The sequence below is a fragment of the Micromonospora sp. LA-10 genome, from assembly GCF_051853095.1.
Classification (GTDB): Bacteria; Actinomycetota; Actinomycetes; order Mycobacteriales; family Micromonosporaceae; genus Micromonospora; species Micromonospora echinospora_A.
The window spans coordinates 3,306,527-3,325,735 of record NZ_CP195710.1 but is presented as its reverse complement, the minus strand read 5'-3'; the positions used below and the strand labels follow the sequence as shown (position 1 = coordinate 3,325,735).

At 71.9% G+C, this 19,209-nt stretch carries 20 protein-coding genes, 1 pseudogene and 1 riboswitch; of the genes and pseudogenes, 16 read left to right on the top strand and 5 right to left on the bottom strand.

Annotated features, from left to right (window positions below):
- The first annotated feature begins 81 nt into the window (after window positions 1–81).
- The 3 genes from mqnE to ACSDG8_RS15670 are packed head-to-tail and all read left to right on the top strand — an operon-like array spanning window position 82 to window position 1,993.
- On the top strand, window positions 82–1,251 hold the full coding sequence (gene mqnE, locus ACSDG8_RS15680; RefSeq protein ID WP_030500737.1) for an aminofutalosine synthase MqnE: 1,170 nt from the start codon (window positions 82–84) through the stop codon (window positions 1,249–1,251).
- 8 nt (window positions 1,252–1,259) lie between these two features.
- A complete protein-coding gene (locus ACSDG8_RS15675) occupies window positions 1,260–1,688 on the top strand; it encodes a hypothetical protein (protein ID WP_210892711.1) in 429 nt (142 codons plus the stop codon).
- 26 nt (window positions 1,689–1,714) lie between these two features.
- Complete coding sequence (locus ACSDG8_RS15670; RefSeq protein ID WP_210892712.1) at window positions 1,715–1,993, top strand: DUF4229 domain-containing protein; 279 nt, start codon at window positions 1,715–1,717, stop codon at window positions 1,991–1,993.
- Between the two features lie 69 nt (window positions 1,994–2,062).
- On the opposite strand, the gene ACSDG8_RS15665 is transcribed toward ACSDG8_RS15670, so the two are convergent.
- A complete protein-coding gene (locus ACSDG8_RS15665; protein WP_210892714.1) occupies window positions 2,063–3,403 on the bottom strand; it encodes a C39 family peptidase in 1,341 nt (446 codons plus the stop codon).
- A 207-nt stretch (window positions 3,404–3,610) separates the two neighbouring features.
- Between ACSDG8_RS15665 and ACSDG8_RS15660 the strand changes: the two are divergent.
- The 4 genes and pseudogenes from ACSDG8_RS15660 to ACSDG8_RS15645 form a co-directional block, all read left to right on the top strand.
- A pseudogene (locus ACSDG8_RS15660) lies at window positions 3,611–4,930 on the top strand (M14 family metallopeptidase); the annotation flags it as partial.
- A gap of 120 nt (window positions 4,931–5,050) precedes the next feature.
- A riboswitch (cobalamin riboswitch) is annotated at window positions 5,051–5,144 on the top strand.
- Between the two features lie 107 nt (window positions 5,145–5,251).
- Window positions 5,252–6,184, top strand: coding sequence for an ABC transporter substrate-binding protein (locus tag ACSDG8_RS15655; protein ID WP_210892718.1), 933 nt, complete (start codon window positions 5,252–5,254; stop codon window positions 6,182–6,184).
- A gap of 77 nt (window positions 6,185–6,261) precedes the next feature.
- Window positions 6,262–7,347 carry a FecCD family ABC transporter permease gene (locus ACSDG8_RS15650; RefSeq protein ID WP_439428053.1) on the top strand — a complete coding sequence of 362 codons (1,086 nt, stop codon included), beginning with the start codon at window positions 6,262–6,264 and terminating at the stop codon, window positions 7,345–7,347.
- Complete coding sequence (locus ACSDG8_RS15645; RefSeq protein WP_210942601.1) at window positions 7,344–8,123, top strand: ABC transporter ATP-binding protein; 780 nt, start codon at window positions 7,344–7,346, stop codon at window positions 8,121–8,123. The genes ACSDG8_RS15650 and ACSDG8_RS15645 overlap by 4 nt, the downstream gene beginning before the upstream one ends.
- A gap of 339 nt (window positions 8,124–8,462) precedes the next feature.
- Here ACSDG8_RS15645 and ACSDG8_RS15640 read toward each other — a convergent pair whose 3' ends face one another.
- From ACSDG8_RS15640 to ACSDG8_RS15630, 3 genes are all read right to left on the bottom strand, one after another.
- Window positions 8,463–9,221, bottom strand: coding sequence for a VOC family protein (locus tag ACSDG8_RS15640; protein WP_210892722.1), 759 nt, complete (start codon window positions 9,219–9,221; stop codon window positions 8,463–8,465).
- Window positions 9,222–9,315: 94 nt separating this feature from the next.
- Entirely contained in the window at window positions 9,316–10,053 is a 738-nt protein-coding gene (locus ACSDG8_RS15635) for an ABC transporter permease (RefSeq protein WP_210892723.1), read from the bottom strand.
- A gap of 9 nt (window positions 10,054–10,062) precedes the next feature.
- The gene (locus tag ACSDG8_RS15630) at window positions 10,063–10,950 is read right to left on the bottom strand and encodes an ABC transporter ATP-binding protein (protein ID WP_210892725.1); all 888 of its coding nucleotides are present in this window, start codon (window positions 10,948–10,950) and stop codon (window positions 10,063–10,065) included.
- A gap of 155 nt (window positions 10,951–11,105) precedes the next feature.
- On the opposite strand from ACSDG8_RS15630, the gene ACSDG8_RS15625 reads away from it, so the two are divergent.
- From ACSDG8_RS15625 to ACSDG8_RS15610, 4 genes are read left to right on the top strand one after another with little or no spacing between them, the layout of a single operon-like run.
- A complete protein-coding gene (locus ACSDG8_RS15625) occupies window positions 11,106–11,426 on the top strand; it encodes a type VII secretion target (protein WP_210892727.1) in 321 nt (106 codons plus the stop codon).
- A gap of 9 nt (window positions 11,427–11,435) precedes the next feature.
- Window positions 11,436–12,362 (top strand): WXG100 family type VII secretion target, encoded by a 927-nt coding sequence (locus ACSDG8_RS15620; protein WP_210892729.1) that lies wholly within the window; start codon window positions 11,436–11,438, stop codon window positions 12,360–12,362.
- A gap of 9 nt (window positions 12,363–12,371) precedes the next feature.
- Window positions 12,372–12,725, top strand: a complete 354-nt coding sequence (locus ACSDG8_RS15615; RefSeq protein WP_210892731.1) for a YbaB/EbfC family nucleoid-associated protein — start codon at window positions 12,372–12,374, stop codon at window positions 12,723–12,725.
- Window positions 12,726–12,729: 4 nt separating this feature from the next.
- The gene (locus ACSDG8_RS15610; protein ID WP_210892732.1) at window positions 12,730–13,329 is read left to right on the top strand and encodes a hypothetical protein; all 600 of its coding nucleotides are present in this window, start codon (window positions 12,730–12,732) and stop codon (window positions 13,327–13,329) included.
- 14 nt (window positions 13,330–13,343) lie between these two features.
- Here the strand turns inward: ACSDG8_RS15610 and ACSDG8_RS15605 are convergent, their stop codons facing one another.
- The gene (locus ACSDG8_RS15605) at window positions 13,344–15,389 is read right to left on the bottom strand and encodes a HelD family protein (protein WP_210892734.1); all 2,046 of its coding nucleotides are present in this window, start codon (window positions 15,387–15,389) and stop codon (window positions 13,344–13,346) included.
- A 218-nt stretch (window positions 15,390–15,607) separates the two neighbouring features.
- On the opposite strand from ACSDG8_RS15605, the gene ACSDG8_RS15600 reads away from it, so the two are divergent.
- The 5 genes from ACSDG8_RS15600 to ACSDG8_RS15580 all read left to right on the top strand — a co-directional run bounded on the left by ACSDG8_RS15600 (window position 15,608) and on the right by ACSDG8_RS15580 (window position 19,202).
- Window positions 15,608–15,979: a type II toxin-antitoxin system RelE/ParE family toxin gene (locus ACSDG8_RS15600; RefSeq protein ID WP_184681230.1), complete on the top strand. Its 372-nt coding sequence runs from the start codon at window positions 15,608–15,610 to the stop codon at window positions 15,977–15,979.
- A complete protein-coding gene (locus ACSDG8_RS15595) occupies window positions 15,976–16,296 on the top strand; it encodes a helix-turn-helix domain-containing protein (protein WP_210892736.1) in 321 nt (106 codons plus the stop codon). Before ACSDG8_RS15600 ends, ACSDG8_RS15595 begins: the two co-directional genes overlap by 4 nt.
- A 54-nt stretch (window positions 16,297–16,350) precedes the next feature.
- Window positions 16,351–16,932, top strand: coding sequence for an ArsR/SmtB family transcription factor (locus tag ACSDG8_RS15590; RefSeq protein WP_210892738.1), 582 nt, complete (start codon window positions 16,351–16,353; stop codon window positions 16,930–16,932).
- Window positions 16,933–16,972: 40 nt separating this feature from the next.
- A complete protein-coding gene (locus ACSDG8_RS15585) occupies window positions 16,973–18,214 on the top strand; it encodes an MFS transporter (protein ID WP_210892740.1) in 1,242 nt (413 codons plus the stop codon).
- 136 nt (window positions 18,215–18,350) lie between these two features.
- A complete protein-coding gene (locus tag ACSDG8_RS15580) occupies window positions 18,351–19,202 on the top strand; it encodes a menaquinone biosynthetic enzyme MqnA/MqnD family protein (RefSeq protein ID WP_210892742.1) in 852 nt (283 codons plus the stop codon).
- The last annotated feature ends 7 nt before the right edge of the window (window positions 19,203–19,209 follow it).

The window sequence follows — 19,209 nt, the reverse complement described above, 5'->3', positions numbered from 1 at the left end:
CTGGCTCGACCACGTCGGCGGCAGGTCGGACCCGCGACGTACGCTCGATCGGGAACCCAGGGGGAAGGACGTGGCTTTCGGATGGACGCCGGACTCAAGCGCGAACTCGAAGCGAAGGTGTACGCCGGGGAGCGGCTGACCCGCGAGGACGGCATCGCCCTCTACGCCAGCGACGACCTGACCTGGCTGGGCCGGCTGGCCCACCACAGGCGTACCGAGCTCAACGGCGACCGGGTGATGTTCAACGTCAACCGGCACCTGAACCTCACGAACGTCTGCTCGGCGTCGTGCGCGTACTGCTCGTTCCAGCGCAAGCCGGGCGAGAAGGACGCGTACACGATGCGCATCGACGAGGCGGTCCGCAAGGCCAAGGAGATGGAGGACGAGCAGCTCACCGAGCTGCACATCGTCAACGGCCTGCACCCGACGCTGCCCTGGCGCTACTACCCGAAGGTGCTGCGGGAGCTGAAGGCCGCGCTGCCGAACGTCAACCTCAAGGCGTTCACCGCCACCGAGGTGCAGTGGTTCGAGAAGATCAGCGGGCTCACCGCCGACGCGATCCTCGACGAGCTGATGGACGCCGGTCTGGAGTCGCTGACCGGCGGCGGCGCGGAGATCTTCGACTGGGAGATCCGCCAGCACATCGTCGACCACAACTGCCACTGGGAGGACTGGTCGCGCATCCACCGGCTGGCCCACTCCAAGGGCATGAAGACGCCCTCGACCATGCTCTACGGCCACATCGAGGAGCCCCGGCACCGGGTCGACCACGTGCTGCGGCTGCGCGAGCTGCAGGACGAGACCGGCGGCTTCCAGGTCTTCATCCCGCTGCGCTACCAGCACGACTTCGTCGACTCGGCGGATGGCAAGATCCGTAACCGGATCCAGGCCCGGACCACGATGGCCTCGCCGGCCGAGTCGCTGAAGACGTTCGCGGTCTCCCGGCTGCTGTTCGACAACGTGCCGCACGTCAAGTGCTTCTGGGTCATGCACGGCCTGTCGGTGGCGCAGCTCTCGCTGAACTTCGGCGTCGACGACCTGGACGGCTCGGTCGTGGAATACAAGATCACCCACGACGCCGACTCGTACGGCACGCCGAACACCATGCACCGCGACGACCTGCTCAACATGATCTGGGACGCCGGGTTCCGTCCGGTCGAGCGGAACACCCGCTACGAGATCGTGCGCGAGTACGACGGGCCGCCGTCGCTGGCCGAGCGTCGGTCCGAGCCGCAGCAGGTCTGGGCCTGAGCGGACCGATGAGCGGCGAGGAACAGCAGCGCGCCTTCCCCCGGCGTGACGCCGAGGGACGCATCCTGACCCTCGGCGACCTGCTCGGCGTGAGCCTCGCCGGCCTGGTCATCGGTGTGCTGGCGCTGCTGGTCTTCGAGTTCGCGTTCGCCACAGTGGGCGACAGCGGCTTCGGGGGCACGAACGGCTGGCTGGCGGTGATCCTGCCGCTCTGGTTGTTCTGGGACGAGTTCCGGGCCTGGGAGTTCGGCGCCGCCCGGGTGGTGGCCGCGCTGGTCGGCATCGCGCTCGGTGTGGTCGCCGGTCTGCTGGCCGCCGGGCTGGCCTCGGGGCTGCCCGCGCTGTTCACGGGAGCGTTGGCCGCGGCGGTGTTCACCGTGGTCTACGCGGTCGTCTGGTTTCATGGCGTGCACTGGCTGGCCCGGCGTACGGGCTGAGGCGCGAAGAGAGTGGGAATGCGGGAATGAGCGCGGCGCTCAAGTACACGCTGGGTCGGATCGGGCTGTTCGTCGTCGTGCTGGCGGCCCTCTGGTTCGTCGACATGAACATGTTCCTGCGGCTGATGCTGGCGTTGATCTTCTCCGCCACGCTGTCGTTCTTCCTGCTCAAGGGCCTGCGGGACCAGATGGCCGGGGAGATGGCGGAGGCGGCGGAGCGGCGTCGCGTGGAGAAGGACCGGCTGCGCTCCGCGCTGGCCGGTGACGACCAGGCCGAGCCGGACGGCGAGCGCCGCGACAGCTGAGCGGACCGGCGGGGCCCGGCGCGCGACGTCGCGCCGGGCCCTTCGCGGTTCACCGGATGGTCGAACCGCTCACCAGTTGGTCGAGCCCGGGACGACCGGCCACGGCCGGTCGACCGGCTTGATCAGGTACGCGATGCCGCCGGAGCCGGAGGCCACGGTGCCGTTCGCCCGGTAGCGCTTGGTGCGCAGCCAGATCTGCTCGAACTGCTCCCGCTTGTAGACGTTGCGCACCGCCTCGTTCGAGGAGGACGCCGGGTCGTTGACGATCACGTCGCCCTCGGCGGTGAAGCCGACGATCACGAACAGATGCCCGGCGGTGCCGTAGTTGGCCCCGTCCAGTTCGCTGGCGAGGAACGACTGCGAGGTCACCACCGGGATGCCGGCCTTGATGAACCGTTCCGCCTCGTCCAGCGAGTGCAGCCGGGTGACCCGCCCCTCCAGGCCGGGGAAGCTCGCCGCGTACGCGGTGTTGAACGGCCAGTTGCCGGCGCCCTCGTACTCGTAGTCGTAGGTCATCCGGGCGGCGTGGTCGACGGTCGGGTCGGGGTAGGCGGGGTCGACCCAGGAGACGTCCTCGGCCGAGGGCTTGCGGCCCCAGTACTCGACCACCATCTCCGTCGAGGTGGGTGAGCACCACGCCTCGCCGCCTCCGTCGTACTCGGGGTACTCGCCGATGTGGACGTTCTGCGAGTAGCGCGGCACGGCCAGCTCGGTGCCCCAGGCGATGCCGCCCCGGCTCGGGGTGACGGTGAAGCGGTCCGGCACGTTCGACGCCATCGCGCCGAGCATCCGCACCTGCGGCGCGGCGGCCTGGCCGGGGGCGCGGTAGAGCGTCAGCCGCAGCTGGTACGAGCGCAGCAGCACCCCGGCGTCGGCGTCGTCGATCGAGAACGTGTCGGTCCAGATGCTCGACCACGGGTCGCCCTGGCCGTCCAGCGTGGACCGCTTGATGTCCTGGTCGCCGGAGGCCCAGCGGCCCATGACGAACCACGGGGTCTGCGTCCCGGTGTTGTACGTGCCGTGCAGCTCGACCTGGATCCAGGTGCCGGCCGGGGTGGCGGCGTTCCAGGACGCGACCAGTTCGCTGGCGTCGAACCCGATCCGCCGCTCGGGCGAGGTCCAGGTGGCGTACTCCCAGGTGCGGGTCGTGCCGGTGTGCTCGTCGGTGAACTCGGTGGTGCCCGCCGGGCGGTCGATGGTCAGCGCGGGGTGGCGGCCCGGCACGGCGCGGGTGCCCTGGTGGGAGCCGCTGCGCCAGTCGGGGAAGCGGGAGAACTCCTGGAACGTGATCTGTTCGTCGTGCGTGACGCCCGGCCGCGGGGCGTTTGCCTGGGCCGGCGCGGTGGTGCCGAGGAGGGTGAGCGCGGTGAGGCCGGCGAGGGCGACCGCGCGCAGGGATCTTCCGAACATGGCAGCTCCACAGGGAAACGGCATCGTTGCCGTTCACTGTCGCCCCTGGCGGGAAGTTTCGCCAGATGTTCAGGCATGGAAAATCATTGCCGAAGTGACGATCAGGTCGGGATGGCTAAAGATAGAGACTGATATTGATATGACCATGTGTCTCCTGGTGGAGTGTGCGGACAACGGGAGCTCTCCCGTACCCCCAGGAGGTTGTCCATGGCCTTCCGCGCCTCTCCGTTCCGCCGCCGGCTGGCGCTCGCCGCCGCCATCGGCCTGACCATCGTCAGCGCGGCCGCCGCGCCCGCCGCCGCCCGGCCCGCGCCGGAAGGCTCCGGCGAGCCGGCCACCGTCGCGTACCGGGTGCTCGGCCCACGCACCGCCGCGGACCGCACCGCGGTCGCCGGCACCGGCGCCGCCATCGACTACTCCGAACACGGTGTGTTGCACGTCACGGCCACCAAGGCCGAGGCGAACGCGATCACCCGGCTCGGGTTCCGGCTGGAGAAGGACGTCGCGCCGGAGCACGACCACGCCGACGGGGGCATGACCGCCAACGCGTTCCCGTCCGCCGACTCGAACTACCACGACTACGCCGAACTGACCGCAGTGGTGAACAAGGTGGTCGCCGACCACCCGACCATCGCGCGCAAGCTGAGCATCGGCACGTCGTACCAGGGCCGCGACCTGATGGCCGTGAAGATCTCCGACAACGTCGCCACCGACGAGGCGGAGCCGGAGATCCTGTTCAACGCCCAGCAGCACGCCCGTGAGCACCTGACCGTCGAAATGGCGATCTACCTGCTCAACCTCTTCACCGACAACTACGGCAGCGACTCCCGGATCACCAGCATCGTCAACTCCCGGGAGATCTGGATCGTCCCCACCGTCAACCCCGACGGCAGCGAGTACGACATCGCCACCGGGTCCTACCGCTCCTGGCGCAAGAACCGGCAGCCCAACAGCGGCTCCACCGCCATCGGCACCGACCTGAACCGCAACTGGGCCTACCAGTGGGGCTGCTGCGGCGGCTCGTCCAGCTCGAAGTCGTCGGACACCTACCGGGGCCCGTCCGCCTTCTCCGCGCCGGAGACCGCCGCGCTGCGCAACTTCGTCAACAGCCGGGTCGTCGGCGGGGTGCAGCAGATCAAGGCGAACATCGACTTCCACACCTACTCGCAGCTGGTGCTCTGGCCGTACGGGTACACGTACAACAACACCGCCACCGGGATGAACACCGACCAGTACAACACCTTCGCCACCATCGGACGGCAGATGGCGGCGACGAACAACTACACCCCCGAACAGTCGAGCGACCTCTACATCGCCGACGGCACCAGCATCGACTGGATGTGGGGGGCCCACAAGATCTGGGCGTACACCTTCGAGATGTACCCCGGCTCCGCCTCCGGCGGCGGCTTCTACCCGCCGGACGAGGTGATCCCGGCGCAGACCTCACGCAACCGGGAAGCCGTGCTGCTGCTGTCCGAGTACGCCGACTGTCCGTACCGGGCGATCGGCAAGCAGAGCCAGTACTGCTGACCTCACCACCGGGTGGGAACCCCGGTTCCACCCCCGCCGGGGTTCCCACCCACCCCCACCGTCCGGACGATCTCCGCTGGTCGTGCGCTACCGTGGCACCGACCGTGCCACAGCGAAGCCGGTGTGAAACCGGCGCTGTCCCGCAACTGTGATGCCCCGTACGCGCGGCGTCGGCCTCCCGCCGGCGCCGACGGACGTGGGACGAGCCAGGTCGCCTGCGGCCCGGTCGCGACACGCGCTCTCGAGGAAGGGCGCCTCGCGGACGGGCCTTTCTTCCTGTCGGCGAAGCACCACACTCCTCGACCGACAGGAGGCTCAATGTCCAGACGTACCCCCCGGCTCTTCGCCACCGCGCTCGCGGCCGGCGTGCTGCTCCTCGGCGGCTGCGCCGAGAAGACCTCGACCGACACCCCCGCCGCCGGCGCCTCCGGCGGCGCGTTCCCGGCCACCGTCGGCAAGCTGACGCTGGAGAAGCGGCCCGAGAAGATCGTCTCGCTCTCGCCGACCTCGACCGAGATGCTCTTCGCCATCGGCGCCGGCAAGCAGGTCACCGCCGTCGACGACCAGTCGAACTACCCGGCCGACGCGCCCCGCACCGACCTGTCCGGCTACCAGCCGAACGCCGAGGCGGTCGCCTCCCGCAACCCCGACCTGGTGGTGATCTCGGACAACCTCAACAAGATCGCCGACCAACTCGTCGCGCTGAAGATCCCGGTCCTGCAGATCCCCGCCGCGGCGACGCTCGACGACACGTACCGGCAGCTCACCGACCTGGGCACGCTCACCGGCCACCGGTCCGAGGCCGAGGCCGTGGTGCAGAAGATGAAGGACGACATCACCGCGCTGACCAAGGACCTGCCCAAGCGCACCGAGAGGCTGACGTACTTCCACGAGCTGGGCCCGGAGCTGTACACCGCCACCAGCAAGACGTTCATCGGCACCATCTACGCGCTCGCCGGGCTGGAGAACATCGCCGACCCGTCCGACGCCGACGGCAAGAACGGCGGCTACCCGCAGCTCTCCCAGGAGATCATCGTCAAGGCGAACCCCGACTTCGTCTTCCTCTCCGACACCAAGTGCTGCAAGCAGAACGCCGACACGGTCAAGGCGCGCAGCGGGTGGGCCGGCATCAACGCGGTGAAGAACAACCAGGTCGTGGAGCTGGACGACGACATCGCCTCGCGCTGGGGCCCGCGCGTGGTCGACCTGCTGAAGGTCATCGTCGACGCCACCGCCAAGGTCCCGGCCTGACCGTGGCCGTGCGACCGGCGGAATCCGCCCCCCGCCCGGCCGGGACGCCCGAGGTGTCCCGGCCGGGCGGCCGGCGCCTGCCCCGGCCCGGGCGGCGGGGCACACCTGCCGCGCCGGTCCGGCCGGCCGGACTGCGCAAGCGCTGGCTGCTCGCCGGAGTCGTGGCGGTGCTCGTCGCGCTGGTGGCCGGCGTCTCGCTCGGTCCGGTCAGCCTGCCGCCCGGCAGCGTCGCGGCCGAACTGCTCAACCTCCTACCCGGGGTACGCCTCGACAGCGGGCTCACCGAGCGGGAAATCGCGATCATCACCGAGCTGCGGCTGCCCCGGGTCGTGCTCGGGCTCCTCGTCGGCGCGCTCCTCGCCCTGGCCGGCGGCTGCTACCAGGGCGTCTTCCGCAACCCGCTGGCCGACCCGTACCTGCTCGGCGTGGCCGCCGGCGCCGGTTTCGCGGTCACCACGGCGATCGTGCTCGGCGCGGGGGCCGGCGGGGCGCTGACCGGGCTGCCGATCACCATCCCGCTCGCCGCGTTCGTCGGCTCGCTCGGCGCGGTCGTGCTGACGTACCTCCTCGGCGCGGCCGGCGGACGGGACCGGTCACCGGCCACCCTGATCCTGGCCGGGGTGGCGGTCTCGGCGTTCTTCGGCGCCGGGCAGACGTACCTGCTGCAACAGCACTCCGACAACATCCAGCAGGTCTACTCCTGGCTGCTCGGGCGGCTCGCCACCGCCGGCTGGCACGACGTGTGGCTGGTCCTGCCGTACTTCGTGCTCACCGCCGTGGTGGTGCTGCTGCACCGGCGCGAGCTGGACGTGCTCTCCGTCGGCGACGACGAGGCCACCGGCCTGGGGCTGCACCCGCAGCGCTCCCGCTACCTGCTGATCGGCGCCGCGTCGCTCGGCACCGCCGCCGCGGTGTCCGCGTCCGGCCTGATCGGCTTCGTCGGCATCATCGTGCCGCACACCATGCGGCTGCTCTTCGGCTCCAGCCACCGGGTCATCCTGCCGCTGTCGATGCTGTTCGGCGGCGCGTTCCTCGCGCTCACCGACGTGGTCGCCCGTACCGCCGCCGCCCCCGCCGAGATCCCGATCGGCGTGGTCACCGCGCTGCTTGGCGGCCCGTTCTTCGTCCTCGTCCTGCGTACCGCCCGCCGGGTGGCGATGTGAACGCCCCCGCCGTGCGCGTCCACGACCTGCGGGTCGCCCTCGGCGGTAACCCGATCCTGGCCGGCGTCGACCTGACAGTCGCCGCCGGCGAATGGGTCACCGTCATCGGACCCAACGGCGCCGGCAAGTCGACCCTGTTGCGCGCCGTCGGCGGGCTGCTGACCGGCCCGGGCGAGGTGGCCCTCTTCGGTACGCCGATCGGCGCGCTCCGCCGCCGCGAACGAGCCCGGGTCGTGGCCACGGTGGCCCAGTCCCCGGTGGTGCCGGCCGGCATGTCGGTCTTCGACTACACGCTGCTCGGGCGCACCCCGTACATCCCGGCGCTGGGCCGCGAGTCGGCCGCCGACCTGGCCGCCGTGCACGAGGTGCTGGACCGGCTCGACCTCGGCCCGTTCGCGCACCGCGAGCTGGCCACGCTCTCCGGCGGTGAGCGGCAGCGCGTGTTCCTGGCCCGGGCGCTGGCCCAGGGCGCCACCCTGCTGCTGCTCGACGAGCCGACGAGCGCGCTGGACATCGGGCACCAGCAGGAGGTGCTGGAACTGGTCGACCAGCTCCGCCGAGAGCACGGCCTGACCGTGCTGGCCACCATGCACGACCTCTCCATCGCCGGCGAGTACGCCGACCGCCTGGTCCTGCTCGCCGACGGCCGGGTGGCGGCAGCCGGGCCGCCGGAGGAGGTGCTCACCGAGGCCCTGCTGGCCCGCCACTACCGAGCCCACATCCGGGTGATCCCCGGAGAGCACGGCCCCTTGGTGGTCCCCGTCCGCCCAACCTGACCCGCCCCGCGCCCGCCCCGCCTCGCGCCCGTCCCGCCCGCCCCGCCCCGCACCGTCGATCTTGCACTTTCCGCCCCGGCAAAAGGTGCATAAATCACGTCGGGAGGGCCGCAACTGCAAGATCGACGGAAGGGTTGGCGGCCTTGCCGCCTGCCGGGATGACGGGTAGATCTTGGTACGGATGGGCCCTCCCGGGGGCCGTTCCGTACCAAGATCTCGCTCGTCTCCGCTTCACCTCGTCGATCTTGCGGTTTCGGCCCGGGCAAAAGGTGTTTATGTGACGCCGGGAGGGCCGCGACTGCAAGATCGACGGGGACAGGAAAGGAAGGGGGGCGGGGGTTAGCGGAGGGTGGAGATGGAGAAGAGGGCGCCGGACGGGTCGCGCAGGGCGGCGCTGCGGCCGGCCGGGTTGTCGCGCGGCGGGACGAGGACGGTGCCGCCCAGTTCGGCGGCCCGCGCGGCGGTGGCGTCGGCCTCCTCCACGGCGAAGTAGACAGCCCAGTACGCGGGCAGGTCCGTCGGCAGCGGCTCGGCCTGGGGCACCATGCCGGCGACGATGCGGGCGCCGCAGCGCCACCCGGTGTACGGCACCGGCCCGGCGGGACGCTCCTCCGGGTGCCACCCGAAGACCAGCGCGTAGAACTCCTTGGCGGCCTCCGGGTCGGGGGTGACCAGTTCGTTCCAGCACATCGCGCCGGGCGCGTTGAACAGTTCGGCCCCGCGCATCGCCATCGGCTGCCAGACGCTGAACACGGCGCCCGCCGGGTCGGCGAGCACGGCCATCCGGCCCTGTGTGGAGACGTCGAACGGGGAGACCACCACCTGCCCGCCGGCCGCCTCCACCCGGGTCGCGACCAGGTCGGCGTCGTCGGTCGCCACGTACATCGACCAGACCGGCACCTGGTCCGGCGTGGCGGGAGGACCGGCCCCGGCGACGGCCTTGCCGTCCTTCTGGAAGACGGTGTAGCCGCCCGCGTCCGGCTCGGGGGAGATCTGTCCGGTCCAGCCGAACAGCTCGGGGTAGAAGGTCCGCGCGTCCTCCAGTCCCGGCGTGGCCAGGTCGGTCCAGCAGGGTGTGCCGGGCTCGACGCCGTTCACGGTGACCCCTCTCGCCGGGGACGGTCCCGCTGGCCCGCCCTGTCGGCATCGTGGCACCGCCGGGTCGGCCACCGGGCCGGAACCGGACAAAAGGTCAGGTGAAGCGGCGACCCTCGTCCCGCCGGTACGCCCAGCCGGCGGCCGCGGCGAGCACCAGCACCCAGACTCCCAGCATCACCAGCGACAGGGCGCCGGGCCGGAAGTCGGTGACCGCCGTCCAGATCAGCTCCACGGCGCCCCGGGTCGGCAGGTAGGGAGCGATCGCCTTGATGAAGCCGGGCGCGTCGTCCGGCCCGGAGAGCAGGCCGCCGCCGAACGCCAGCGGGAAGAAGATCACCTGCGCCACCACGATCGCCGCCTTGCTCGGCAGCGAGTAGCCGATCGCCAGGCCGAGCAGCGTGAACGGCACCGAGATCACCGCGACCGCGCCGAGCCCGAGCAGGAACTGCAGCGCGCTGACCCGGGCCTCGGTGGCCACCGCGGCGATCACCACCACCGGGATCATCGACACGTACGTCAGCACCAGCCCGGCCAGGATCCGCCCGGTCAGTCGCGGCGTCGGCCCGGTGGGCAGGGTCCGGGTGTACGGGTTCCAGGGCTGGTCGCGGTCCTCGGCGACGCCCACGCCGTACTGGAAGATGTTGGCGCTCATCACCGCGAACGTCACCATGGCGGCGGTGGCGTAGGTGGCGCCGGTCGGGTCGTCACCGGCGAACGGCACCACGAAGAAGAGCATCGCGGCCGCCGGGAAGAAGGCGCTGCCGACCACCGCCACCGGAATCCGGATGATCTCCAGGAGGTGGTAGCGGGCGTGGACGAGGGCGAGCTGCACGACTGTCTCCTAGGCGGGGGTGGGCGCGGGCCGGTCGCCGGCCGTGATGGCGAGGAACGCCTCCTCCAGCGAGGTGGGCCGGACCTCCAGGTCGCGGAACGCCACCCCGGCGGTGACCAGGTCACGGACGAGCTGGTCAGCGTCGGTGGTGAGCAGGTGCACCCGCCCGTCGGCCTGTTCGGTGGCGACCACCCCGGGCAGCGCCGGCAGGTCGTCGGCGACCAGGCTGACCCGGCGTACGCCGACGATCCCGCGGATCGCCGCCACCGAGTCGTCGGCGAGCACCCGCCCGTGGCCGATCACCACCACCCGCTGCGCGAGCGCCTCCACCTCCTCCAGGTAGTGGCTGCTCAGCAGCACGGTGCCGCCGTCGGCGTGGAAGCCGCGGATCGCGTCCCAGAGCGCGTGCCGCGCCTCGACGTCGAGGCCGGTGGTCGGCTCGTCCAGCACCACCAGCCGGGGACGGCCGACGAACGCCAGCGCCACCGCCAGCCGGCGGCGTTGCCCACCGGAGAGGCCGCCGGTCTGCCGGCGTACCTGGTCGGCGAGGCCGAACCGGTCGAGCAGCTCGCCCCGGGGCACCGGGTCGGGGAAGTGCGCGGAGACGAAGTCGATCACCTCGCCGACCCGCAGCGTGCCGGGCAGGCCGGTCTCCTGCGGCGTGACCCCGAGCTGCCGCCGGCTCGCCGGGTCGCGCGGGTCCCCGCCGCACAGCTCGACCCGGCCGGCGGTCGGGCGGCGCAGCCCGACCAGCAGGTTGATCAGGGTGCTCTTGCCGGCGCCGTTCGGGCCGAGCAGGCCGACCAGCTCCCCGGCCCGGACGGTCAGGTCGACCCGGTCCAGGGCCAGCACGTCGCCGTAGCGGCGGCTGACCTGTTCGGCGCGGGCCAGGATCATCCGGGGCTCCTCGGGCGGCGGAAGGGGTGCGCGTGCCTTCCCTGTCTACCGTGCCGGGGCAAACGTCGCCGCCCCCTGTGGAACTGCGCACATCCCCTAGGCTGGTGACGCCGTCGAGGACGGTGGAAGTTCCGACCGGACACTGGGGAGGGTCCGTGACCAGTCCGAGCAGGAATCTGGAGGTGCAGCCGGAGGCGTTGACGGCGTTCGCCGCCGCCTCCCGGGACCGGGCCGGCCAGTTCCGTGAGCTGCACCGGCTGTTCCGCGACGGCCACGTGGCCCGGCACGCGTTCGGCGTGATGCCCGCGTCGTTCAGCCTCGCCGCCGCGTACGAGCAGCAGTTCGAGGCGTGCCTGGAAGGGCTGGAGGACGGCGCCGAGGTGATGGCGACGATCGCCGATGGGCTCCGCGACACCGCCGAGGCCTACACCGGCACGGACGTGGCGAATACCGACATGTTCCAGCCGGGCGTCTGAGGGAGCGGGATGAGCACCGAGGCGCTGCAGCGCAACAAGACCTACTTCGAACAGATCGTGTCGGGTACGCCCGACCCGTTCAAGCCGCTCTCAAACGCCGTGCTGTGGCCGTTCGAGCAGCTGCTGGAACTGGTCGCCGGGGAGCCGGACGATCTCATGCGGGCGGCCCAGCTCGCGCTGACCACCGGCGACGCGGTCCGGCAGATCGCCGGCGACCAGGTCGCCGACCGGGCCCGGCTGCGCGGCGGCTGGGAGGGCGACGCGGCGGACAAGTTCCACGCCTCGATGGAGTCGATCGAGGAGGCGATGGAGGAGCTGGCCAAGGGGCTGGACGGCACCAAGGAGGTGCTGGTCGACGCCGCGAACGCCGCTGTCGACGCGTTCAACCTGCTGGTCGAGCTGATCCTGGAGTTCCTGCTCTGGTTCCTGACCGAGGTCATCATCGCCGCGGTGGCGGCCGTGCTCAGCGCCGGCGTGAGCCTGGCCGCCACGGTGGTGCGGGTGCTGGCCCGTCTGGCCACAGTGGTGGGTCGCATGGTCAAGATCGTTGCCCGGTTCGCGCAGATCCTCACCAAGCTGGCCGCCAAGCTGCAGAAGGTCGCCGAGCTGCTCATGCGCTACCGCAAGGTGGTGCTGGAGCTCCGCGAGGCCAAGAAGGCGTACGGCGTGTTCAAGAAGGCCGGCTACACGAGGGAGGCGGTGCTGTTCAAGGCCAAACGCGCCGCCATCCTGTTCCCGGGCAAGTTCGCCATCAACCAGACGTCACCGGTGAACATCCCCGGCGTCGGCGGCGCCCTGCTCGACACCGGTATGGGGCTGCACGACATCTCCGACGGGCGCAAGGACCGCAACTATCTGGTGGACGGCACGTACCGCGAGGATCTCGGCCCGTACACCAAGGGCGTGCAGAACGTGTTCGACTCGATCGTGAACTGAGAGGCACCCATGACGTTCCCGGCCCTGGACCGGATCGAGGCGCTGGCCCGCAACCTGGACGGGTGGCAGCGCGAACTCGGCGCGCGGATGGCCGAGCTGGAGCAGAGCAGCGCCCAGGGGGTCAGTGACTCCGGCCTGGTCACCGTCGTGGCCGCCGCCGACGGCAAGATCCTCTCCACCGACATCAACGCGCGGGCCATGCGGTTCGACTCGTACACGCTGGCCGAGGAGATCACCGCCGCGGCGAACCGGGCGCAGGAGGCCGCCGCCGCCCGGGTACGCGAGATCGTCGGCGAGGTGATGGGCAACGCCCCGGCGGCGGAGCGCCGTACCGACGACGGCTACGACGACGGCCGATACTGAGCCGATGGACGAGACCAGATACCGCGATCCGATCGACCGGCTCGTCGAGCCGGGCGAGCGCGTGCTGGCCCACGCCAAGGCCGACGTCGGCCAGGGGCTCGCCCCGGCACCGCCGCCCGAGCCGGAGCCCACCGTCGACCCGGGCCGGCGGACCGTCGGCTCGGTGCTGCTGAACGTCCTGCTGCCGCTCGCCACCTGGGACCGCGGTGACCGGCTGGTCGACCTGATCGGCTGGGGGATCGCCGGCCGTGGCGAGCCCGGCTCGGCCGCCTCCCGCCTGCACCGCGCGCTCCGCCCGCCCCGGCCCGACCTCCAGGTCCGGGAGACGCTGCTCGCGGTCACCGACCGGCGGCTGCTCGTCTGCCGTACCGGAGGGGTCAAGCTGCTCGCCGGGCGTGAGGCCGAGGAACGTGCGCTGGCCGAGACGTCGGTGGCGTGGTCGGCCGCGCGCGCGGAAATCGCCTCGGCCCGGGTGGGGTGGCACCGGCTCAACCCGAAGCGGCTGCGGATCAACTTCACCGACGGCTCCTGGCTGTCGTTCACAGTGCCGATCGCCGAGTCGGGCCGTCCGCTGCGAGAGGTCGCCGCCGCGCTGACCGGCTGACCGGGTCGCCCGGGTCAGCCGGCCAGCGGCGCGGGCAGCGGCTCGCGGTGCAGCACGGCCAGCCGGGAGACCGCCCGGGTCAGCACCACGTAGAGGCGGTGCAGCCCACGCGCCTCGGCGGCCACGATCGCGGCCGGCTCGACGACCACCACGTGGTCGTACTCCAGGCCCTTGACGAGCGTCGCCGGGACCACAGTGACGCGCGCCGCGGCCTCGACGTCGTCGGCGGTCGCGGTCTCGACACCCGCGTCGGCGAGCGCCGCGCGCAGCCGGTCCACCGCGTCGTCGGCGGCGATCACACCGACCGAGCCGTCGTGCGCGAGCGCCGCCCGCACCTCGGCCACCGTCGCGGCCGTCAGGTCCTCGGCGGTACGCACATCCAGCGCGCCGTCGTTGCGGAGCGACCGGGCCGCGGGTACGTCGACGGCGAGCGCCGGCAGCAGCCGGTTCGCGAACGCCACCACGACGGCCGGCACCCGGAAGCCCACACTCAGCGGCACCACAGCGGCGTCCGGCTTGCCCAGGTGGGCCAGGGACTCCCGCCAGTCGGTCGCCGCCCACGGCGCGGTGCCCTGGGCGAGGTCCCCAAGGAGCGTGATCGAGCCGTGCTCGCTGCGCCGGGCGATGGCGCGGCACTGCATGGGGGAGAGGTCCTGCGCCTCGTCCACCACCACGTGCCCGAAGCCGGCGGGCCGTTCGAGCAGCCCGGCCACCTCGTCGACGAGCACCGCGTCGGCGGCGGTCCACCGGGTCGCCTTCGCGGTACGCGCGGTCTTGCCGGCGCGGAACAGCTCCTGCTCCGCGGGCGTGAGCAGGCCGTCCGCGGCGGCGGCGAGCGCGTCGGCGTCGGTGCGCAGCCGGTGCAGCAGGCCGTCCGGGGTGAGCGCCGGCCAGACCGTGTCGAGCAGATCGGTGACCGGCTTGATCCGGCTCATCCGACGCAGCCAGGCGTCGCTCGGCGACTCCGCCCGGCGCGCCTCGGCCTGCCGTTGCAGCAGCCCCACCACCCGCGCCCGGACCCGTTCCCGGCCGGTGGCGTACGGCAGCCCTTCCGCCCGGGTCTCGGCGACAATCCGGTGCAGGGGGTCGAGGCCGATCCGCCACCGGTACGAGCCGTCCGAGACCATGATCGGCTCGGTGGGCGTACCGATGTGGGCCTCGACGGCCCGGCGCAGCACCTCGGCCATCCGGACGTCGTGCTTGAGCGCGGCGGCGGCCGGGTCGTCGACCGCGCGGACCGGGACGCGCGTGACCAGGTCCTCCACGGTGGCCTGTTCGACCTCGACCTCGCCGAGCGCGGGCAGCACCGCCGCGATGTAGGACAGGAACGCCCGGTTCGGCCCGACGATGAGCACACCCGAGCGGCGCAGCCGTTCCCGGTGCAGGTAGAGCAGGTACGCGGCGCGGTGCAGCCCGACCGCCGTCTTGCCGGTGCCGGGCGCGCCCTGCACGCAGATCGAGTCGGCCAGGTCGGCCCGGACCAGTTCGTCCTGCTCCGGCTGGATGGTGGCGACGATGTCGCGCATCGGGCCCACACGGGGGCGCTCGATCTCAGCGGTGAGGATGCGGCTGGCCGTGCCGAGTTCCTCGCCCCGGTCCAGGTGCTCGTCCTCGAAGCTGGTCAGCACACCCGCGCTGAACCCGAACCGGCGGCGCACGGCGACGCCCTGCGGGTCACGCGCGCTGGCCCGGTAGAACGACCGGGAGACCGGCGCCCGCCAGTCCAGCACCAGCGGCTCGCCCAGCTCGTCGGTGATGTGCCGCCGCCCGACGTGGTACTCCCGCCCGGCGTGGTCCGGGTCCGTCTCCCCGAAGTCGAGGCGGCCGAAGAACAGCGGCGTGGTGGGGTCGTCGGCCAGCTCCTTGACCCGCCGGGCCATGTGCCGGCCGAGCTGCTCGGCGGTGTACGAGTCACCGGCCACCTTGTCGCCGGTGGCGAAGAGCGCCTCGGCGCGCTCCCGCATCCGGGTCAGCGCGGCGCGGGAGGCGGTGAGGTGGGCGCGTTCGGCGGCCAGTTCGGCGTCGAGACTGGCAGTGGTGTCAAGGTCGGTTGCGGGCACTGTGAACTCCGATGGCTCAACTGAGGCTCGCTCGCGTGTCCGGGGCGGTTGGCTGCTCCCGGCGCGGGGACGTCCGCTGCGGTGCATGCTCACCGCGGCCGTCGGGCGGCCATCAACGCTACGGCCATCCGGACGGCAACACCACCGAATATTCGCTGCCGGGCGTGTCACTCGACCATCCTGGCTCTTAATAATATTCTTAAGTTCGGAGGTGAGGGATGGAGTGGGAGATCCTGATGACCGGGCAGGTCGAGGACTTCCTCGATGAGCTCTACGCTGCCGACCGCGAGTCGCACCGCCTGGTGAACCAGGCCATCCTGGTGCTGGAACGTAACGGCCCCATCGAGGGGAGACCCCTGGTAGACAGCATCACCGCATCTCGCCTCAGTAACCTCAAGGAGCTGCGGCCGCCGTCGGCCGGGCGCACCGAGATCAGGATTCTCTTCGTCTTCGACCCGTGGCGCTCCGCGGTTCTGCTGGTCGCCGGCGACAAGTCGGGGCAGTGGACGCGCTGGTACCGGGATGCCATTCCCGAGGCGGAGCAGCTCTACGACACCTACCTCAAGGAGCGGCAGGAGGAGATTCGATGAGCAGCGTCAAGCGGTGGCGTGACACCTCGCACCTGGACCGGGCGGTGGACACCGCCGGTGGTGAGCAGGCATTCGAGGCCGGGATCGGTGACATGCTCGATGAGGCCCGCGGTTGGCGTCTCGCGGAACTGCGCAAGCGGCGCGAGATGACTCAGGAGCAGGTCGCGTCGAGGATGGGCGTGTCGGTCGCGCGGGTGTCCCAGATCGAGGCGGGCAGCGTCGCGACCCAGGACGTGCTCGCGCGATACATCGCCGCTCTCGGTGGCACGCTCAAGCTGATCGCCGATTTCGGCGACGAGCAGCTCAAGGTTGCCTGAACGACCGGCTCCACCTCCCGTGTCCGGTTGCCGGCGGCGCGGGATCATTGAGGCATGACCGAGGCGCGGCCCGAGCAGCGCCGGGTGACCATCAGCGACCCGCAGGTGATGCGGGCGCTGGCTCACCCGGCCCGTATGGCGATCATGGAACATCTCGGCACGCTGGAGGGCGGTGCGACGGCCACCGAGTGCGCCGAGATCGCCGGGCTGTCGCCGAGCGCTACCAGCTACCACCTGCGCGAACTGGCGAAGTTCGGGCTGATCCGGCAGGCGCCCGGCCGGGGTGACGCGCGGGAGCGGGTGTGGCAGGCGGTGAATCCGTCGTACCACGTCGAGGTGGGGCCCGATGCCGACCCGGAGGCGCGCGCGGCCGAGGCGGCCCTGATCGAGGCGCATCTGGTCCGCGACGCGCAGCGCGTCCGGGACTGGTTGCGCGGGGCGCCGGACGAGCCGCAGGAGTGGTACGAGGCGACCTGGTTCAGCGACAGCGTGCTGCTGGTGACTGCCGAGGAGTTGACCGGGCTGAACCAGGCGATCCAGGCGCTGATGGAGCCGTACCGGCGGCGGAACCGGCCCGATCCACCCGCCGGGGTCCGCCCCGTGGCGGCGCAGTACCGGGCGATGCCTATCGATTGAGGGGTTGCGTCCGCCAGGTGTGAAGGATTATTTTCGAAGTATGTCCTTCACATCTGGTTCCTCGCGGTGGCCGGACGTCTGGCTCGCGGCCACCGCGCGCGGCATCTCCAGCTGCGGGAACTTCCTGGTCGCCAGCGCCCTCACGCTGGCGCTCCAGTCCGCCGGCGCCGGTGGGCTCGCCGTCTCCGGGCTGCTGCTCGCCGCGACGCTGCCGCTGGTCGCGCTCGCCCCGCTGACCGGCCGCCTCGCCGACCGGGTGGACAGCCGGGTGCTGCTGACCCTCGCCGGGATCGGCCAGGGCGCGACATGCCTGGCGCTCGCGTACGCCCCGGAGCCGGCGCTGGTGATCGCGCTGGTGGCGCTGCTGGCCACCGGCCTCGCGGTCACCCAGCCGGTGATCTCCGCGCTGGTGCCGGTCATGGTGCGGCCCGAGGACCTGCCCCGGGCCGGCGCGCTGAACCAGACCGCCGGCACGCTGGGCGCGCTCGCCGGACCGGCGCTGGCCGGGCTCCTCGTCGGTCAGTTCGGCACCCGGGTTCCGCTGCTCCTCGGCGCGCTCAGCTATCTCTCGCTGGTGGTGGCCGGGCTGCTCGTCCGTACCAGAAGGGGAGGCCGCCGGGTGACCGTCGGGACCGCCGTGGCGGCCGCGCCCTCGTGGCGGTTCCGGCGCGACCCGCTGCTGACGGTGATGGTCGGCAGCGTGGCAGCGGTGATCGGCGCGGTCGGAGCGGTGAACGTGATCGAGGTCTTCTTCATCCGGGAGACGCTCGGCAGCAGCACCACCGTGTACGGGCTGGTCACCGGCTCGTGGACGCTCGGCATCGTGCTCGGCGCGTGGCTGTTCGCCCGGGTCGCCCGCCGCCTCGCCGACGATGGCGCCCTGCTCGGCGCCGGGCTGGTGCTGCTCGGTGGATGCTGCCTGGCGGTGCTCGTGTCGGCGGCGGTGCCCTCGGCGTGGCTGCTCGTGCCGATCTGGCTGCTGGGCGGGGTGGGTAACGGCGGCGACAACGTCTTCAACAACCTCCTGCTGGCCCGGCGGGTGCCGGAGGCGGCCCGGGGCCGGGCGTTCGCGGTCTTCGGCGCGGCGGCGCAGGGCGCCGCGATGGGCGGCTATCTGGTCGGGGGCCTGCTGCTGGAGGTGGCCGGCCCGCGCACGCTGATCGCCGGCTGCGGCGTGGCCGGTCTGCTGGTCGTGGTGGCGCTGGCCGGGCCGGTCCGCCGGGCGGTACGCGCCGAGCGCGCCGTCGTCCCCGCCGCAGCCGTGGCGGCGGAGCCGGCGTGACCGCTGGCGTTAAGAAGGGGCCCTTTCACTACCGGAGGCGTTAAGAAGGGGCCCTTCCTTACCGCCGGGTGCGGGGTTCACCACTCGATCGGCTCCCCCGGCGGCGGGGGAAAGGCCGCGGCGATACGGTCGGGTCATGGCCGATCGCATCGCCCGCCCCCGGGTGGGGCACATCCAGTTCCTCAACTGCCTGCCGATCTACTGGGGGCTGATGCGGTCCGGCGCGCTCATCGACGTCGACCTGCACAAGGACTCGCCGGACCGGCTGAGCGCCGACCTGGTCGCCGGTGACCTCGACATCGGCCCGATCACGCTCGTGGAGTTCCTGAAGCACGCCGACGACCTGCTGCTCCTGCCCGACCTGGCGGTCGGCAGCGACGGGCCGGTGCTCTCGGTGAACATGGTGTCCACCCGGCCGCTGAGTGAGCTGGACGGTGCCCGGGTGGCGCTCGGCTCCACGTCGCGTACCGGGGTGCTGCTGGCCCAACTGCTGCTCGCCGAGCGCCACGGGGTGCGGCCGGAGTACTTCCGCTGCCCGCCGGATCTGACCCAGATGCTGCTGGAGGCGGACGCCGGGGTGCTGATCGGCGACGTGGCGCTGCGCGCGCTGTACGAGGCGCCCGCCAAGGGCCTCGAAGTGACCGACCTGGGTCAGGCGTGGCACGACTGGACCGGGCTGCCGATGGTCTTCGCCGTCTGGGCGGTACGCCGTGACTTCGCCGCCGCCCACCCCGGCCTGGTCAAGGAGGTGCACGAGGCGTTCCTGCGCTCGCGTGACCTGTGCCTGGCCGAGCTGGACCAGGTGGCGGAGGCGGCGGCCCGCTGGGAGACGTTCGACGCGGACACGCTCGCCACGTACTTCCGGGCGCTGGACTTCTCGCTCGGTGAGCGCCAGGTGGCCGGGCTGCGCGAGTTCGCCCGCCGGGCGGCCGCGTACGGGGAGGTGCCGGCGTTGCCGGCCGACGGCCCGGAGTTCTTCCAGGGCTGAGCCCACC

Excerpts from the sequence above, each read along its gene's own strand:
- ACSDG8_RS15620 (WP_210892729.1), top strand. The coding sequence starts at position 11,436 with ATGAGCACCGAGGCGCTGCAGCGCAACAAGACCTACTTCGAACAGATC.
- ACSDG8_RS15630 (WP_210892725.1), bottom strand. The coding sequence starts at position 10,950 with ATGATCCTGGCCCGCGCCGAACAGGTCAGCCGCCGCTACGGCGACGTG.
- ACSDG8_RS15670 (WP_210892712.1), top strand. The coding sequence starts at position 1,715 with ATGAGCGCGGCGCTCAAGTACACGCTGGGTCGGATCGGGCTGTTCGTC.
- ACSDG8_RS15600 (WP_184681230.1), top strand. The coding sequence starts at position 15,608 with ATGGAGTGGGAGATCCTGATGACCGGGCAGGTCGAGGACTTCCTCGAT.
- ACSDG8_RS15580 (WP_210892742.1), top strand. The coding sequence starts at position 18,351 with ATGGCCGATCGCATCGCCCGCCCCCGGGTGGGGCACATCCAGTTCCTC.
- ACSDG8_RS15675 (WP_210892711.1), top strand. The coding sequence starts at position 1,260 with ATGAGCGGCGAGGAACAGCAGCGCGCCTTCCCCCGGCGTGACGCCGAG.
- ACSDG8_RS15610 (WP_210892732.1), top strand. The coding sequence starts at position 12,730 with ATGGACGAGACCAGATACCGCGATCCGATCGACCGGCTCGTCGAGCCG.
- ACSDG8_RS15595 (WP_210892736.1), top strand. The coding sequence starts at position 15,976 with ATGAGCAGCGTCAAGCGGTGGCGTGACACCTCGCACCTGGACCGGGCG.
- ACSDG8_RS15585 (WP_210892740.1), top strand. The coding sequence starts at position 16,973 with ATGTCCTTCACATCTGGTTCCTCGCGGTGGCCGGACGTCTGGCTCGCG.
- ACSDG8_RS15665 (WP_210892714.1), bottom strand. The coding sequence starts at position 3,403 with ATGTTCGGAAGATCCCTGCGCGCGGTCGCCCTCGCCGGCCTCACCGCG.
- mqnE (WP_030500737.1), top strand. The coding sequence starts at position 82 with ATGGACGCCGGACTCAAGCGCGAACTCGAAGCGAAGGTGTACGCCGGG.
- ACSDG8_RS15615 (WP_210892731.1), top strand. The coding sequence starts at position 12,372 with ATGACGTTCCCGGCCCTGGACCGGATCGAGGCGCTGGCCCGCAACCTG.
- ACSDG8_RS15590 (WP_210892738.1), top strand. The coding sequence starts at position 16,351 with ATGACCGAGGCGCGGCCCGAGCAGCGCCGGGTGACCATCAGCGACCCG.
- ACSDG8_RS15655 (WP_210892718.1), top strand. The coding sequence starts at position 5,252 with ATGTCCAGACGTACCCCCCGGCTCTTCGCCACCGCGCTCGCGGCCGGC.